The 16,188-nt window shown below is 33.9% G+C and carries 14 protein-coding genes; 6 read left to right on the top strand and 8 right to left on the bottom strand.

Going from position 1 to position 16,188, the window contains the following annotated elements; all coding sequences use genetic code 11:
• Nucleotides 1–52 precede the first annotated feature (52 nt).
• The 7 genes from PKK00_03365 to PKK00_03335 all read right to left on the bottom strand — a co-directional run bounded on the left by PKK00_03365 (nucleotide 53) and on the right by PKK00_03335 (nucleotide 9,589).
• A complete protein-coding gene (locus tag PKK00_03365) occupies nucleotides 53–2,566 on the bottom strand; it encodes a M20/M25/M40 family metallo-hydrolase (GenBank protein HNW97437.1) in 2,514 nt (837 codons plus the stop codon).
• 35 nt (nucleotides 2,567–2,601) lie between these two features.
• Nucleotides 2,602–3,078 carry a pantetheine-phosphate adenylyltransferase gene (gene coaD, locus PKK00_03360; protein HNW97436.1) on the bottom strand — a complete coding sequence of 159 codons (477 nt, stop codon included), beginning with the start codon at nucleotides 3,076–3,078 and terminating at the stop codon, nucleotides 2,602–2,604.
• A gap of 382 nt (nucleotides 3,079–3,460) precedes the next feature.
• Nucleotides 3,461–3,997 carry an RsmD family RNA methyltransferase gene (locus PKK00_03355; protein ID HNW97435.1) on the bottom strand — a complete coding sequence of 179 codons (537 nt, stop codon included), beginning with the start codon at nucleotides 3,995–3,997 and terminating at the stop codon, nucleotides 3,461–3,463.
• Entirely contained in the window at nucleotides 3,988–4,818 is an 831-nt protein-coding gene (locus PKK00_03350; GenBank protein ID HNW97434.1) for a DUF3822 family protein, read from the bottom strand. Before PKK00_03350 ends, PKK00_03355 begins: the two co-directional genes overlap by 10 nt.
• A gap of 86 nt (nucleotides 4,819–4,904) precedes the next feature.
• Nucleotides 4,905–6,179, bottom strand: coding sequence for a DUF4010 domain-containing protein (locus PKK00_03345; GenBank protein ID HNW97433.1), 1,275 nt, complete (start codon nucleotides 6,177–6,179; stop codon nucleotides 4,905–4,907).
• Between the two features lie 25 nt (nucleotides 6,180–6,204).
• A complete protein-coding gene (locus PKK00_03340) occupies nucleotides 6,205–9,093 on the bottom strand; it encodes a S8 family serine peptidase (protein HNW97432.1) in 2,889 nt (962 codons plus the stop codon).
• Between the two features lie 34 nt (nucleotides 9,094–9,127).
• Nucleotides 9,128–9,589, bottom strand: a complete 462-nt coding sequence (locus tag PKK00_03335) for a type I restriction enzyme HsdR N-terminal domain-containing protein (protein HNW97431.1) — start codon at nucleotides 9,587–9,589, stop codon at nucleotides 9,128–9,130.
• A gap of 78 nt (nucleotides 9,590–9,667) precedes the next feature.
• Between PKK00_03335 and PKK00_03330 the strand changes: the two genes are divergently transcribed.
• The 6 genes from PKK00_03330 to PKK00_03305 all read left to right on the top strand — a co-directional run bounded on the left by PKK00_03330 (nucleotide 9,668) and on the right by PKK00_03305 (nucleotide 15,557).
• Entirely contained in the window at nucleotides 9,668–10,450 is a 783-nt protein-coding gene (locus PKK00_03330; GenBank protein ID HNW97430.1) for an AMP nucleosidase, read from the top strand.
• 19 nt (nucleotides 10,451–10,469) lie between these two features.
• A complete protein-coding gene (gene holA, locus PKK00_03325; GenBank protein ID HNW97429.1) occupies nucleotides 10,470–11,495 on the top strand; it encodes a DNA polymerase III subunit delta in 1,026 nt (341 codons plus the stop codon).
• A gap of 120 nt (nucleotides 11,496–11,615) precedes the next feature.
• Entirely contained in the window at nucleotides 11,616–13,916 is a 2,301-nt protein-coding gene (locus tag PKK00_03320; protein ID HNW97428.1) for a TonB-dependent receptor, read from the top strand.
• A 67-nt stretch (nucleotides 13,917–13,983) separates the two neighbouring features.
• A complete protein-coding gene (locus tag PKK00_03315; protein HNW97427.1) occupies nucleotides 13,984–14,562 on the top strand; it encodes an RNA polymerase sigma factor in 579 nt (192 codons plus the stop codon).
• A gap of 58 nt (nucleotides 14,563–14,620) precedes the next feature.
• Nucleotides 14,621–15,046, top strand: coding sequence for a zf-HC2 domain-containing protein (locus PKK00_03310; GenBank protein ID HNW97426.1), 426 nt, complete (start codon nucleotides 14,621–14,623; stop codon nucleotides 15,044–15,046).
• A 10-nt stretch (nucleotides 15,047–15,056) separates the two neighbouring features.
• Nucleotides 15,057–15,557 carry a hypothetical protein gene (locus PKK00_03305; GenBank protein HNW97425.1) on the top strand — a complete coding sequence of 167 codons (501 nt, stop codon included), beginning with the start codon at nucleotides 15,057–15,059 and terminating at the stop codon, nucleotides 15,555–15,557.
• Between the two features lie 85 nt (nucleotides 15,558–15,642).
• Here the strand turns inward: PKK00_03305 and PKK00_03300 are convergent, their stop codons facing one another.
• Entirely contained in the window at nucleotides 15,643–16,071 is a 429-nt protein-coding gene (locus PKK00_03300; GenBank protein ID HNW97424.1) for a hypothetical protein, read from the bottom strand.
• Between the last annotated feature and the right edge of the window lie 117 nt (nucleotides 16,072–16,188).

The following is a 16,188-nucleotide window of genomic DNA, read 5'->3' as shown; positions in this document are numbered from 1 at the left end:
ACTTGACAGTGAAGTGCTTCGAAATCGGCAACAAAAACATACCGCCAATCCGTTACCTCCCCACCACCAATTTTTTCACACAATAATTATTTCCGGCTTTTATTTTACAAAAATAAAAACCTTCGGGAATTGCAGTAATATCAATATATTTAGATTGTAATCCTTTAGAGCAATTAAATTTATATTGCTTTATAAGTTTTCCGCTAATGGAATAAATCTCAAGTGTTGCATTTTTATTTTCAGCGGAATTAATTGTAATATTTAATTCATCGCTTGCAGGATTTGGGAATAATGTAAATAAAAATTTTCCGTTGCTGCTTTGCATTTCAGGAACATCAATGGCTTCATCAAATTTCTCATGCATTACATACTGAACAAAATTTTTCGCTTCATCAAATTTTATAAAGTATAAAGGAACGCTAAGCGTAACAACTTTGTAATCGCTTCCGAGGTATTCCACTCCTACGCTTTTCCCTATCATATTGCCTGCAGGGACAGAAGGATTAAAATACGAATCGTAAGAATAAATTGTGTTGCCTTCGCTATTCGGATTTATTGCTTCAATATTAAAAACATGATGTTGATTATTTGCCAAGGTTTTCAAGGTATCAATATAAAGCGAATCATAACCGGCAGCAAATGGTTTTGCACCTATGAACAAGCCTTCGTCGGTTTCTTCGGAACTTGCTATCTTCAAATAATCATAAATAAAATCACCTGCATTGTATGTATAAGGATAGCCATTTATGTTTTGTGCTGCACCCTGCGGTTCATAACAAGTAAATAAAAGATTCCCGCCCGATTCAAGAAATTTCTTTACTTCATTTTGATTCTTATAAAAAACAGGTTTGTTAATCTTGCGGTTTATATGCCACAATAATGTTGAATATGCACCCATATCGGCAAGATAAATTTTTGTGCTGTCGGTAGCATCATAATTTGCAAGAGTAAACCCTTCACAAATATTATTATAAAAATCATCAACCTGCTGGTCGGTTGGGTTAAGCCATCCTCCTTCCGAATCGTCAACAATTAAAATTCCCATATCGTGAGTGATCACTCTTGTTTTAATTGCAGCCGACAATATGCTTTCATTCAAAGCGCTGTCAACCGCAGAAATTTCGTAATAATAAAAAGTATGCGCATCGGCAGTATTATCGGTATATACAGTATCGGCAACCATTGCAGAATTTATTTTTTCATAAGTTCCGTTTGCTGCATCACTCCTGTAAATATTATATCCTTCCATATCGAGCTCCATATTTTTTTTCCAACCTAATTTTATATTCGATGTGGAAACCAGTTGTTCCAAACCTGTTGGTGTGCGCGGTATCGACAAAGGTATTGCTGATACATATGAAGCCAATCCTTTATCGCCATCAATATCCACAGCCTTCACACCAATGTAAAATAATGTTCCTTCCGTTAAACCGGAAACAACAATAGTTGTATCTGTTGTATAATATGTGGAATCATAATCGCCCGATAAATTTCCAACATTAACCATATAACCGGTAACATCAGCTTCGTTTAATTTTTGCCACGAAGCATAAAGCGATACTCCGTCGCCAACATCGCTAACAGATAGCCCGCTTACAATCTTTGGCGATTCAACCGACTGCAACAACATGCCACAGGCAACTTTAGTAATTTCAGCACAGTATGTCGTATCAACATTTATCAATAAATCATTTACCGTGTGATACACTGTGCTGAATTCGTATTCCTGCAGGAATATTGCAGGAAAACCATTTGTCCAGAAACTGTAGCTATCCGAACCCGACGAATTGCTATTCACATCAACAGCAGTTAATGTTGTATAATTACTTGCAATTTCATGAGCAAACAAAGTAATATTTTCGCAACCTTCGTAATTTACAAAGTTGATATGCCATGCACCCTGCGCTTCATGATTGGTTCCGATCATATCGAAATTTATCATCATCTGAATCTTATCCCCATTCGCTTTTGCCTGTTCTGCATAATACCTGCTACCGTTCAGTCCTAATTCTTCAGCAGCAAATGCAATAAACTTAATAGTTTTATTAGGATGAAAATTATTTTCTTTAAATGCTCTTGCAACTTCAAGGCTTGCAGCCACCGATGTTCCGTTATCATCAACACCCGGCGCGCTCACTAATGCTGTTGTGCCCGAAACATAGGAATCGTAATGCCCGCCAACAATATATATTTCATCGGGAGCCTGTGTACCCTCAAGCGTAGCAACAACGTTGTACTGGTATAGTGTATAGGTTTGCGAATTCCACTGGTCGGTCATCAGGAATGAATCAAGAACCGTATTTGTATATCCTAAGGAGATATATTTATTTTTAATCCACACCGCTACATCACGGTGATTATCGGCCAGGCAAAATCGTGTACCGAAATTTTCAAGCGTGCTTAGGTATGAACGAATGCTGTCGGGGCGAATTGACGCGGCACATGACTTAATTAATGAATCGAGTACTGGGCCTGCTTCCTTTGCCTTTTTTGATGATGTTATATTTTGTGATGGCAAAGTGATGTAGAAGAAAATAAAAACAAAAATGGAAAAGTATTTTTTCATTGGCGCTTTTGAATTAGTATGAAGTATCTTAAATTTTATTTTAATTCAACACCATCAGGAACAAATTTTTTAACGCTTCCTCCGTAACGATGAATGTCGCGCACGATGGAAGAATTGAGGTGTGTATATTCCGGCGCTGTCAGCATAAAAATAGTTTCAATATCATGATGTATGCATTTATTCATCTGTCCTATGCTGCGTTCAAATTCAAAATCGGCCGATGTACGCAAGCCGCGCAAAATATATTTTGCTTTTTGCTTTTTACAAAAATCAACAGTAAGTCCTGAATACACCTTAACTTTCACTGAAGGATATTTTTTAAAAACTTTTTCAATCCATTTTTTTCGTTGCTCTAGCGAGAAATAATTTTTCTTCTGCGAGTTTTCACCTATGGCAACAATTATTTCATCGAACAGCGGAACAGCCCTGATAATAACCGATTCATGACCTTTAGTAATAGGATCGAGTGAACCCGGGAACACTGCAATATTTTTTGTCTTTGTATTTTTCATCTGTTTAAATTTTATAGTTACCCGCTTTGCCAATCGGATAGGCTCGCTCACATGGATATTTCATAATTAAAACCTGTTTTTCCTGAATATCTATTTTATGTCTGATTTCATCGAAATCAGGTAGAAAAATTATAAGTTATTAAAAATTCAAAGTTAATAAAATTAGAAAACCAAGATAAAATCACGATTAAATACGATATAATTTCGTGTTTTATACTCGTTCTTATCAGGTTTGCAAAGGCAAAACTGTTTAGAACGAGTTATACCGTATAGAAAACAAAAAAAAATTTTGCAAAACTCTTTTCTGTCGGTATAAATAATTTTCCATACTGATTAGTTACAAAAAATATTTTTTTAATTCTTTAGTCTGAAGACAAATGAATTAAACGTTTTTAAAAAAACTAAAATTTACTTTCCCGTAATTTCTCTTTTCCATAAAGTGTGGATTAGCAGAAAAATTCAACCTTTCAGTATGTTCAAGAATAAAAATCCCATTCTCATTTAAAATATTTTTTTCAAATACCAGGTCAGGGAGAGTTTCAATTCTGGGCATTTCGTAAGGCGGGTCGGCAAATATAATATCGTATTTCACTTTGCATATCTTTATAAAAGTGAACACATCGTTTCGCAGTATTTTTATATTTGTAAATTTAAATTCCGCTGATGCTTTATGTATAAAATCGATACAGCGTTTTTCAATATCAACCGAAGTAACACTTAATGCACCTCGGGAAGCAAATTCATACGATATGCTTCCTGTTCCCGAAAACAGGTCAAGAACATTTACTGTTTCCATATCAATCCTGTTTGCCAAAACATTGAACAAACTTTCCTTGGCAATATCTGTGGTTGGGCGAACCGGAAGGTTTGCTGGAGGTTTTATTATTCTCGACTTGTGTGTTCCGCTTACTATACGCATAATGGTGTACTGAATAAAATATTATTTACAGGTAATGGCATTTTTGAAATTCCTTCACCATACTTAAATTCTTCACTGTTCATAATAAAATCAACATTCCGTATGTATTTTGATATCGTAGTTTTATATTCAGAAATTTTTTCAATTTCACCCGAAATTAATAAAGAAGCGCTATCCGGTTTCTGAAATATTTTCTGATAAACTTTTAAAATATAAAATGTAAAATCTTCAATAGTATTATATTTATAAGCATTACATAATACCGGCTTTCCCCCTGAAACCACAGTAACATATATGATATTCGCCCCAACATGAATATACATCGCTTCGTTTTTTTTGTTTAATGACAAACAATAATTTGTAAAAATCGTTGCGAAATGCTTTAATTCATATGTAAGAAAATGCTTTGCTGCAAAACTTTTCATATCGTATGGCAACCAGTATACATTATACGAACCCATATTTTTTAAATGATCGGAATGCTCGCCTTCATTTTCGTGATAGGAATGTGTATGCAATAAATATTTTACTTTGTCATGCTCCCGGTACAGTTCACCGGGAATGATCGTGAAAACAGGATTATCAATAAGCAAGATAATTTTACCAAAAGTTTTTTCTTTATGGATCAGCATTTTGCCAATTTCTGTTTCCTGTATATTCTCTGAAAAGATACTCCTGCTTTGAAATGCCAGCTTTTCAAATGCTATGAATGTATTCTGTAATGAATCAAAAACAGTTAAAGAAATATTTGTTTCAGCGTATTTTACGATTACAATATGATTAACTGTAAATCCGTTCTTCAACAATTCGCCTGATAACATATTTGTTATAATTTTTATTAACGGAATATTAGAAACGCCAAAAATACTAATAATAAAGGATTACAGATAAAGGAAATTTTATTGACTTATGACATATAAAAAAACACTGTAACGATTATGTTAACAATAATGATTACTGAAAATCCCAGCAGAAGTGTCCATAAAATTTTCTTGTTTGCAAGGAAATGTGAATAAAGTGCTTTTACAATGTTGTTACTTATAATAGCCTGTAATGTAGCAATAGCAAGTATGTTCATTCCTACGTCATATCTTCCCTGGAATAAATTTATTAGAAAAGGATCGATATCGGTAACACCTACAATCAATGAAAGGATATTAAGTCCCTTAATGCCAAAATTGCTTATAACATAATAAGTAATAAAAGTAAACAGTACATACAGAACCGTAAAAAGCAAAGCCACTTTAAATTCCAAAGGGTTTTTATCATAACCAATATGTCTGTTCTGCTCTTCTACATGCTCAGGTTTTAACCGGAAAATAACATAAGTTACAACGAACGAAATCAAAATTAATATTGCAAAACCCGGTAAAAGTATAGAAAAAAGTGCAGCATTAAATATGAATAAAATAATAAGTATGCGGACATACATCATCGCTGTAGCAAGTATAATACCTGCTGCATATTGATTTTGATTTTTCCCTGACGATTTACTTTTACGTGATAAAATAAGTGTAGTGGCAGTGCTGCTGTATATGCCTCCAAGCAATGCGGAAACTAAAATCCCGCTTTTTGGAAAAACAAATTTCTTAAGCAGGTAACTCAAATAACTGATGCTTGATATTACTACAACAGCCAGCCAAACTTTATAGGGTGTGATATTTAAATATTCTACAAAAGGTTCATCAGGAAAAATAGGAAGAATAACTCCTGCAATAACAAGGAATTTCCCCAATGTAATGAATTCATCCTTGTCGAATTTTTTTGATATCACGCCAAATGATTCTTTGAGTTCAGTAAAAATAAGAACTGTTACAATAACGAGTAAAAACAACCATCTTGGCTGGGTAATCACAAGCGGAGCCAAACAATAAGTTATAATGGCAACAATAATTGTTGTGATACCATAAATGCGCATATTCACCAAACGCATGTAATAATATAATGCCAGAAAGATAAGTATTGCAAATCCGCCACCCATGAAAAGCCAGTATTCACCGGGTGTTACCATGCATAATATAAAACCAAGTATCCCGATAAAAGTAAACGTACGGTCGGTACCAAAAGGTTTGAACTCTTCGTTGGAAGGATGAAGGCGACGCTGGGCAAGGCCTATAATAAGGGAGAATGATGTTACTAATAAAAAATTTATAAACTCCTCTGGTATATCTTTTAAATTCATCGTTAAAAAATAAATTAATAATTTGCTATTTTGTTATGGTAATTTCTCCTGTTCTGCGATAACTTCCTGCAGAAAGCAATACTGAGTATGTTCCCGATGAAACACTTGTAATATCAATAGTTTGATGATGATCTCCAAACATTAGCTTTCCTAAATTCTTTTTAAGAATAACTCTTCCGTTAATATCCACAACAGATACTTCAACAGATGATGAAGTTTGCAGATCAAATGAAACGTTTAATTCATTAACAGCAGGATTTGGGAAAACATGAAGAGTAGCAACAGGGTTATCAGGGAACATTTCATCGATACCATAATGGTTATAATAATTATCGGCGGCTACAGCCGAACTCTGTATATCTGCCAGGTGGTCGCCGGCAATAAGAGCAAATGCAACTACTTCCGAATCGCCCGGTGTAATAACAAATGGTCCGGTGCTGATAAGATCAGCAACATCATTACCACTCTGAGATGTAGTGTTTCTTGATTGATTAATTTTTAATGCACTGTATTTTTCATAACTGGTAAATCCATTTTCAATATTGATACTGGCAGAAGTCCCATTGGAGGCCCCGTCCTTGTCAAATGCATAGTGATGAACTGTTCCCGAAGATAATAATTTTATTGCAGCATAAGGACTACTGTTTAATGAATAAGTATAACCCATTTTATTTGTTGCATCATAATCGATCTTGTCTTTTTGAATATCCTCGCCACTCATATCAAAATCCATAAACAAACCTGCATATAAATTACTTAAAGTTTGTGTACCATTATTTTTGATGGAATATTCCATAATGATATATTTATCATCAGGAGCCGAAGACCATGTATACGTTTTATGAGTAACTGTTACATTTAACCTTGTAGAAACAGGAGCAAGACTATCATCAAAAACGCATAATGTTTCAAAGTCCGATTTTTCAGTAGGTTCAACCCTATGAACAACAGTTTTGGTTTTAAAATCATTATCAAAATGATTACTTACATCTCCATAAACATTATCAGAAACCTGTGATGTGCTTGTACCAAGCATAAGTCCACCAATAGTCATATAGGAAGAACTATTTTTATATGTAAAACCAACACCCTGACTAAAGTTTGTTGTCAAGTTATATCCAATCTTACCCTTGCTTGTAATTGTTGTTGCAACCTTATTTGTATCGATATCAATATAATCAACATTTACAACAATTGAAAAACTCTGATATGCTTTATAACCAACAGTTGCATCTTCGAAAGTAAGTTTAAAATCAATTTGTGTACTTACAGGAACACCGGGTAATATCTTTACAAGAAAAGGGTCTGCAGAATTCATTTTTTCTTCAAACGTATTCATCATTCCAAGTAAAGTTGATGAATTAAGAATTGAAACATAAGAACTGGTGGAGCTTAGCGAAACCTTTAGTGAATTTGAAGATTGAGCAAGATAATTTTTAAATGTTCCAACAATTCTCAATGTATCAAAACTTGTATGAAGTTCATCATTATTATCGGTAATCGATTTCGATGTCATCACAATAGATGGAATATTATCTAAAGTTAAAGCTTTGTATATATTTAGCCGTCCGGTCCCCATCATTCCCACCCAGGGAGCATTGTATGGAATTGTATCAATATTGTCTGTCGTTAATTTTAATTGTTCGCCAATTTGAATAGCTGAATACGAAGGAAATTGTGATTTTACCAATGCCGCAGCTCCGCTAACAATAGGAGCAGCAAAGGAAGTTCCGGATTGCCCTCCAAGGTATCCGGCATTGATCCATGTTGAAAAAATCCCCTGACCGGGAGCACATAGATCAACATGCAAACCATATGATGAACCAAAAGCACTTGTGGAATCATGCCATAAATGATCGTACCAATTGGTTGCGCCAACACTTAATACATTATCATATGAAGCCGGATAATATGTGGCATTATTATTTGAATTCCCTGCAGCAGCTATAACCAAAGCATTACAATTGTTCGTTGCATAATTAACGATCGTTTGCCCGTATTGTCCGCCGCCCAAACCGCCCCAAGAACAACAAACAACTGAACATCCATGTTCTGCAGCATATACAATTCCTTCATACCCCATAGTTATTACTCCTGATGCATCAGAAATCTTAACGGGTAAAAATTTAGCATTAAAACCTACTCCGGCCCCACCCTGTGAATTATCAGCAATTCCCGATGCCAAACCGGAAACAAAAACCCCATGACCAATAACCTGCCATTGAGGACTGCTGTCATTCTCTGCCATATCCCAGCCAAAAAAATTATCGGTAAACCCATCAGCATCATCATCAATTCCGTTAATGGTATCATAATAATTTTTCTTGATATTATTATAAAGGTCAGGGTGAAATAAATCAACCCCGGTATCGGTAATTCCAATAACAATGTTTGTGTCACTTTTCTGAATATCCCATGCCTGGTATGCTTTGATCAAATTCAGATGATATTGCGAAAATGAATTATTTGCAGTATCTGCATAAGGATCGTTAGGGACATAAAATAACTGAGCAAGATAATGTGGTTCTGCAAACTCAAGTACACCACTGGCAAGCATGATATTTATAGCTTTTTCAATATTAAACCCAGTATTATATTTTAGCTCATATATAAGTGAGAGGTCTTCCATCTTTTCGCCATACCTGTTTAATTTAGTTTTAGGAGATTCCTTACCGGGAAATTTCTTTATAATATTATATGCACCTATCGAGTTAAATGCTTTTGAAAGTTTATCAATATTCACTCCTTTTTCATTGCACTGATTACGGTATATTTCTTTAATTTTAATGATAATTGTTTTTGACATATAATCGCTTTCCGTAACTGTTGCTGGCAGCTTAAAATAATGACTTTGAGATAATGAGATAAATGGAATAATCGTAAGAAAAAATATAATGTATTTTATGTTTTTCATGTAATTATAAATTTCGTGCAATTTACTAAAATTTTTACCTGTTTCCAAATAATTGAGTGTACTCAGGAATGTCATCCAGGAAAAAATATTTTTGTTTTTCAAAGTCCATAGTACAGCAGAAATGTTCTAACCCATTTGTTACAATCAGGTATTTAACATGCATTACCATATTGTATATTGCGATCTGATCAAATACTTTCTGGGAAACAGCAATATCAGGCGCTTTACATTCAATCAACATTTCCGGTCTGTGATTTAAATTATATATGACAATATCATATCGTTTTTTTAAACCATTTAAAGTAATTTCTTTTTCAATACCAATAAGACCGGTTGGAAATTTCTTTTCATGAATAAGCCATGCAACAAAGTTCTGTCTTACCCATTCTTCGGGAGTTAACACAATATATTTTTTTCGGATAATATCGAATACTTGTGTTTTATCATTCCGTTGCCTGAAGCGAAAAGAATATTCAGGTAAATTTAATTGCCTCATGTTTTTATTAAAGTACAAATGTAAAAAATCCTAATTCTTAATAGAAAAAGAAGTAATTTTGTTCTAAATATTTTTTTTATGAAAACTAAAAAAGAAATTGTTGAAAACTGGCTGCCGCGTTATACAGGTACTGCACTTGAAGAATTTGGCGAATACGTTTTACTTACCAATTTCAACAGGTATGTCAGGATGTTTGCGGAAACTTATAATGCAGAAATAAAAGGACAGGATAAATCCATGCCTTCAGCTACTGCAAACAACATTACTATCGTTAATTTTGGAATGGGTAGCGCTAATGCTGCCACGATAATGGATTTATTAAGTGCTGCAAAACCCAAAGCAGCGCTCTTCCTGGGAAAATGCGGCGGGCTAAAAAAGAAAAATAATCTTGGCGATTTGATTCTGCCTATTGCTGCAATCAGAGGTGAAGGTACATCAAACGACTATTTCCCTCCTGAAGTTCCTGCTCTTCCTGCATTTAATTTACAGAAAGCTGTTTCTACCACTATACGTGATCACAATCATGACTATTGGACAGGCACCGTTTATACTACAAACAGAAGGGTTTGGGAACATGATGAAGATTTTAAAAATTATTTACGGAATATCCGTGTTATGGCTGTAGATATGGAAACGGCAACAATTTTTTCCGTAGGCTTTGCCAATCATATTCCATCGGGAGCATTACTGCTGGTTTCCGATCAACCTATGATTTCTTCAGGAGTGAAAACAGAAGAAAGCGACAAAAAAGTATCCATGCAATTTACTGAAGAACATTTAAAGATTGGCATTGACTCACTGAACCAGTTGATAAATAACGGACAAACGGTTAAACATTTGTACTTTGATTACAATGAATAAAAAAACGCACTCCTCTTAAATGAAATTCGAAGAAATAATCAACGAACTCGAAAAAAAAATTTATCGCCCGGTATATTTTCTTATGGGCGATGAACCATATTTTATTGATGAAATATCCGATTATATTGCTGCAAATCTTTTAAATGATACCGAAAAGGAATTTAATCAAACCATTATATATGGGCGCGATGCTGATGTTTCAGCAGTTATAAGCTACGCCAAACGCTTCCCTATGATGTCGAATTACCAGGTGGTTATTGTGAAAGAAGCACAGGGAATGAAAAGTCTTGTGCCTGATGGCCGCGAAAAAGAAAAAGGACTTTTGGAATACTATATTGAAAAACCATTAGCCTCAACAATACTTGTTATTTGTTACAAGTATAAAACCATCGACCGCAGAAAATCGTTAGCGAAAATAATCGATAAAAATGGCGTTCTTTTTAATTCTGATAAACTTTACGATAATCAGTTGCCTTCATGGATCCAGAATTTTCTGAAGAAAAAAAATTACACCATTCGCCCCGAAACAGCATTACTTCTTTCAGAGTATCTTGGCTCCGACCTTAGCAAAATCACCAATGAGCTGAATAAACTTTCCATTAATGTTCCTGAAGGTTCTGAAATTACCACTTCGCATATTGAATATTATATTGGCATCAGTAAAGATTTTAATGTTTTTGAACTTCAACGCTCATTGGGAAAAAAAGATATCCTGAAATCAAATCAAATCATCAATTATTTTGCAGCTAACGAAAAAGAAAATCCAAACATAAAAGTTATTGGAATTCTTTTTAATTTTTATTCAAAAATATTACTGCTTCACAGCTTGCGCGATAAATCGAAAAGCATTGCCAGCGCTGAACTCGGCATTAATCCTTACTTTTTTGTCGATTACCAAATTGCTGCAGGTAATTATAATTATAAAAAAACCAAACAAATCATTTCACTTCTGAAAAAATACGATTTAAAAAGTAAAGGAATTGATAATGCCTCCGTTCCCGACGGAGAATTAATGAAAGAATTAATTTATCAGATATTACATTAAATATATTCATTTCATACCACTTTTTATTTCTGAAACCTGCACTATTAACAAAAAAAATTATTCTCAAAAGTAATTTAACAGAAGAATCTTTTATCTTTACACGCAAAATTACTGAGACCAATGAAAATACGCTTTTTATTCTGCCTTATTTTTATATTATTATCCTTCTTTTCTTTTTCTCAAAACGCCAGCATTAAAGGGTTTATAACAGAAGAAGAAACCGGTGAACCCGTTATTTTTACCAGTGTTTATCTTATAGGAACGCAATATGGCGCTGTTACTGATGTTAACGGATATTATGTTATTTCTAAAATACCACAAGGTTCGTATAACTTAATAGTTACTTATGTCGGGTTCGACAGTATTAAAGAACCAATAGATTTGAAAGCCGGTGATATTGTTGCAAAAAATATCAAATTAAAAAAATCAAATATCTCGTTAAGAGAAATAAATATTTCCGCTGAAAAAGAAGACGTTAAAACAGAAACAAAAACATCAGTAATTAAAATCACTGCCAAGCAAATTCAGCAAATTCCCTCTGTCGGCGGACAAGCTGACCTGGCTCAGTATTTACAGGTTTTACCCGGTGTAATTTTTACCGGCGACCAGGGAGGACAATTATATATACGAGGAGGCTCACCCATACAAAACAAAGTTCTTCTTGACGGAATGGTTGTTTATAATCCTTTTCACTCTATCGGACTCTTCTCCGTTTTTGATACCGATATACTTCGTAATGCAGATGTTTATACAGGTGGATTTGGCGCAGAATACGGCGACAGAATTTCTTCTGTAATGGATATCACAACACGTGATGGAAACAAAAAAAGAATTGCCGGAAAAGTTTCTGCAAGTCCTTTCGGATCAAAATTACTTCTTGAAGGTCCACTGAAAAAAGAAAAAGAAGTTGGCGGAGGAAGCACATCATTTATTTTTTCTGCAAAAAATTCATACCTGAAACAAAGCTCAAAAGTATTTTATCAATATGTTGACACAGCCGGCCTGCCTTTTAATTATACCGACCTTTACGGAAAAATTTCAATGAACGGGGCTAATGGAAATAAAATAAATTTCTACGGTTTTAATTTTAACGACCAGGTAAATTATAAATCCATATCCAATTTTAATTGGAAAACAACCGGGGCAGGAACAAATTTCGTACTTGTTCCATCAAATTCATCAATATTATTCCAGGGAAATCTTGCATATTCAAAATATAATATTTCCATGGAAGAAGAGAATAAAGATCCCAGGAAAAGCGAAATCAGTGGTTTTAACATGGGTCTTAACTTTACTTATTTCCTTGGCAAAGACGAAGCCCGCTGGGGTATTGAAATGCTCGGATTCAAAACAGATTTCTATTATTTTAATTCTATGAACCGCAAAATTTCACAGAATGATAATACTACTGAAGCTGCAGGTTATTTCAAATACAAAAAAACCTTGGGTAAATTTTTATTCGAACCAAGTTTCCGACTTCAATATTATGCATCACTTGCAACCATGTCGCCTGAGCCTCGTCTTGCTGTAAAATATAATTTATCCGATAAAATCAGAATGAAGTTAGCTGCAGGTATGTATTCACAAAACCTCATCAGTACTACATCCGACAGGGATGTTGTAAATCTTTTTTATGGCTTCCTGTCAGGACCGGAAAATCTTCAAACTGAATTTGATGGCAAAGAATTAAAAAATAAATTGCAACTTTCCGATCATTTAATTTTTGGTGTTGAATTCGATCCGGTAAAACACCTTACCGTAAACATTGAAGGTTACTATAAATATTTTCCGCAACTTTCAAATATTAACCGCAATAAGATTTTTGACGACAATGATCAAAATACTGATGAAGCAGATTATCTTAAAAAAGATTTCATCATTGAAACCGGAAGTGCTAAAGGCGCTGATATAGCTGTAAAATATACCTACCGACAGATTTATTTTTGGTGCGTATACTCTTTAGGCTGGGTTAACCGTTACGACGGCATTGTTAATTATGTACCCCATTATGACCGTCGACATAATGTGAACCTTGTAAGTTCGTACACTTTTGGTAAAAATTTTGAATGGGGGCTGGATATTCGATGGAATCTTGGTTCCGGGTTCCCGTTCACTTTAACTCAGGGATATTACGAAAATATAACTTTCAGCGATGGTATAAACACTGATTATACAACAACAAATGGTGATATAGAAATTATATATGCTGATATAAATGGTGGCAGACTTCCCTATTATCACAGGTTAGATGCTACAATCAAAAGAACTTTTATTATTGGACAAAATTCAAATCTTGAAATTAATATCAGCGCTACGAATCTTTATAACCGTAAAAATATTTTTTATACCGACCGTATTACTGGCGAACGTGTCAACCAATTGCCTTTGATGCCAAGTATCGGGGTAAATCTCACTTTCTGATTAAACATGAATTCATGAACGATTTTTCTTTTATGCTTTTAACCTTTTATTCGTAGAATTTTTATTTGTGAACGAACAGGAAATAATCAAAGGGCTTCTTGAAAAAGATGAAAAAGCGTTTAGGGAATTAGTAAACAATTTCCGTAAAAACGTATATCATGTTTGCTTTGGGTTTGTTCACAATAAAGAAGATGCTGAAGATATTGCCCAGGATGTTTTCATTGAAATTTATCGCTCAGCCTCTAAATTCAGGGGCGATTCAAAACTTTCAACATGGGTTTACAGGATAAGTGTAAATAAGTCGCTAAATCATATCAGGAAATACAAATATTCAAAACTCATTTACCCTATTGAACAATTATTTTCAGGAGTAAAAGATGAAGAAAGACAAACTGAAATAAATGAACCTTCGGTAAATGAAGACAATGTTGAGCGTAAGGAAATGAAAAAAGTGCTTCACCAGGCAATCGATTCACTTCCACACAACCAGCGTGTGGCTTTCACCCTTTCCAAATTCGACGATTTATCTTATAATGAAATTGCTGAAGTCATGGAAACATCTCTGTCGGCAGTTGAATCGCTTATTCACAGGGCTAAGTTAGGATTACAAAAAAAATTATTGAAATATAAAAAATCAACATTTTAACTAAACTAAAGCGCAAGTATATATAACATTTAATGTCTAAATTCTAAAGCTTACTATTATGAACTGCAAACAAATAAAAAACAAACTGTTTTTTCTTGCAGAAGGAACTTTGAAAAATGATGAGGCCAACGATATTCGCCAACATCTTTCCAAATGCCCTTCATGCATGGAGCAGTACAAGCTTTTATCGGGTTTTGAAAACATCATTACCGAAGAAAAAAATACTTCTCCCGGCGAATATTTTTATACCCGATTATCAGGTCGATTGGAAAATACTTCTCCCTTAAGAACAACTTTACGTCCTGCAATGGTATTTATCAATACATTCATCATAACCATTATCATTGGTATTGCAATATATTCCGGGATTACAATTGCTGAACGCAATTATCAATATCTCGGCTCATCACAGGAACAACAAACCAAGAGTAATGATATTTCCAACAGCCAGGATCTTTTAACCAGTAATATTTCAGAATATTAAAATCAGCATTATGAGTTACATTACAAAAAACCGCATAAAAAACTGGCTTTTGATATTCCTGTTGGTTACAAACATTGCAACCATTTCAACTATTTTATATCATCGCTGGTATTTCCGTAAGTATATGGAAGAAAATAATCCCCGCCAAAGAATAAGAGAATATGTAAATAATGAATTGGGATTATCACCCGAACAAAAAGCCCAAATTAAAAAAGAAAATAATGAAACGGATAGTTCCCGTGAAGTTCTTTATTATGAAATGGAAGACCTGGAGATTTCAGTATACTCTCAGCTTGCCAATCCCAAGCCAGATTCAATCATTATTGATTCTCTTGTAAAAGAAATATCTGATATTTATAGCCAAATAAATTACCTGGGTGTATCACATAATCTATATATGCTCAATGTTTGCAATCCCGAACAAAGAGTAAAGCTTAGCAAAAAGTACCAGGAGAGAGTGGATAAAATGAAAGCCGAACAAATAGAAGAAAGTAAAGAAAATAAAAAATAACGGAAAGGCTAACCCCAAAGCTTATCCTTAAAAAAGCAGGCTGTCTGGATAAATCAGACAGCCGCTTTTATTCTCAACTAAAACACTATTTGATTAAGAGAATCTTCTGGGTTTTGTAAACGTTTCCGTTTTTCAATACTTTAACAATATATTGTCCATGATTCAAATCCAAAGCGCCCGATAATAATACCTTTCCCATATCGTATCTGGTTTCGGGTATTGACCAAACCACATTTCCTATAATATCCAGAACAAGTAATGAAATTTTAGCAGAATTATCAAGCATTAATGACAAATAAATTGTTTTGCTTTCAGGGTCTAGAAATAAATAAGCAGTGGTATCATTAGGAGTATCTGAAATAATTGATAAAAAGTTTCCATCATAAACAGATGAAATAGGATCAAAAACATTATTATCTGAAACATTTAATAAGGTCTTGCAAATTGGATACTGCAAGGAGAAGGAATAATGAAAAAAGAAGAGTAGAGCAATCATTAGTACTGCTTTTTTCATAAGGTTTTTAGTTTTGGTTATGATTTATAAATATAGGCAATTCAGGCCTTAAAATCAAGTATTAATATTAAAAAACCTTACTAAAAGATAAATCTTTAAGTTATAAAGTATTTTTTA

Source organism: Bacteroidales bacterium (assembly GCA_035353855.1).
Lineage (GTDB): Bacteria > Bacteroidota > Bacteroidia > Bacteroidales > CG2-30-32-10 > DAOQAK01.
The sequence above is the reverse complement of the archived record's forward strand: the minus strand, read 5'-3'. Positions and strand labels throughout refer to the sequence as shown.

What these genes read in the sequence shown, in the direction of transcription:
- PKK00_03365 (HNW97437.1), bottom strand. Translation starts at nt 2,566, where the DNA reads ATGAAAAAATACTTTTCCATTTTTGTTTTTATTTTCTTCTACATCACT.
- coaD (HNW97436.1), bottom strand. Translation starts at nt 3,078, where the DNA reads ATGAAAAATACAAAGACAAAAAATATTGCAGTGTTCCCGGGTTCACTC.
- PKK00_03355 (HNW97435.1), bottom strand. Translation starts at nt 3,997, where the DNA reads ATGCGTATAGTAAGCGGAACACACAAGTCGAGAATAATAAAACCTCCA.
- PKK00_03350 (HNW97434.1), bottom strand. Translation starts at nt 4,818, where the DNA reads ATGTTATCAGGCGAATTGTTGAAGAACGGATTTACAGTTAATCATATT.
- PKK00_03345 (HNW97433.1), bottom strand. Translation starts at nt 6,179, where the DNA reads ATGAATTTAAAAGATATACCAGAGGAGTTTATAAATTTTTTATTAGTA.
- PKK00_03340 (HNW97432.1), bottom strand. Translation starts at nt 9,093, where the DNA reads ATGAAAAACATAAAATACATTATATTTTTTCTTACGATTATTCCATTT.
- PKK00_03335 (HNW97431.1), bottom strand. Translation starts at nt 9,589, where the DNA reads ATGAGGCAATTAAATTTACCTGAATATTCTTTTCGCTTCAGGCAACGG.
- PKK00_03330 (HNW97430.1), top strand. Translation starts at nt 9,668, where the DNA reads ATGAAAACTAAAAAAGAAATTGTTGAAAACTGGCTGCCGCGTTATACA.
- holA (HNW97429.1), top strand. Translation starts at nt 10,470, where the DNA reads ATGAAATTCGAAGAAATAATCAACGAACTCGAAAAAAAAATTTATCGC.
- PKK00_03320 (HNW97428.1), top strand. Translation starts at nt 11,616, where the DNA reads ATGAAAATACGCTTTTTATTCTGCCTTATTTTTATATTATTATCCTTC.
- PKK00_03310 (HNW97426.1), top strand. Translation starts at nt 14,621, where the DNA reads ATGAACTGCAAACAAATAAAAAACAAACTGTTTTTTCTTGCAGAAGGA.
- PKK00_03305 (HNW97425.1), top strand. Translation starts at nt 15,057, where the DNA reads ATGAGTTACATTACAAAAAACCGCATAAAAAACTGGCTTTTGATATTC.
- PKK00_03300 (HNW97424.1), bottom strand. Translation starts at nt 16,071, where the DNA reads ATGAAAAAAGCAGTACTAATGATTGCTCTACTCTTCTTTTTTCATTAT.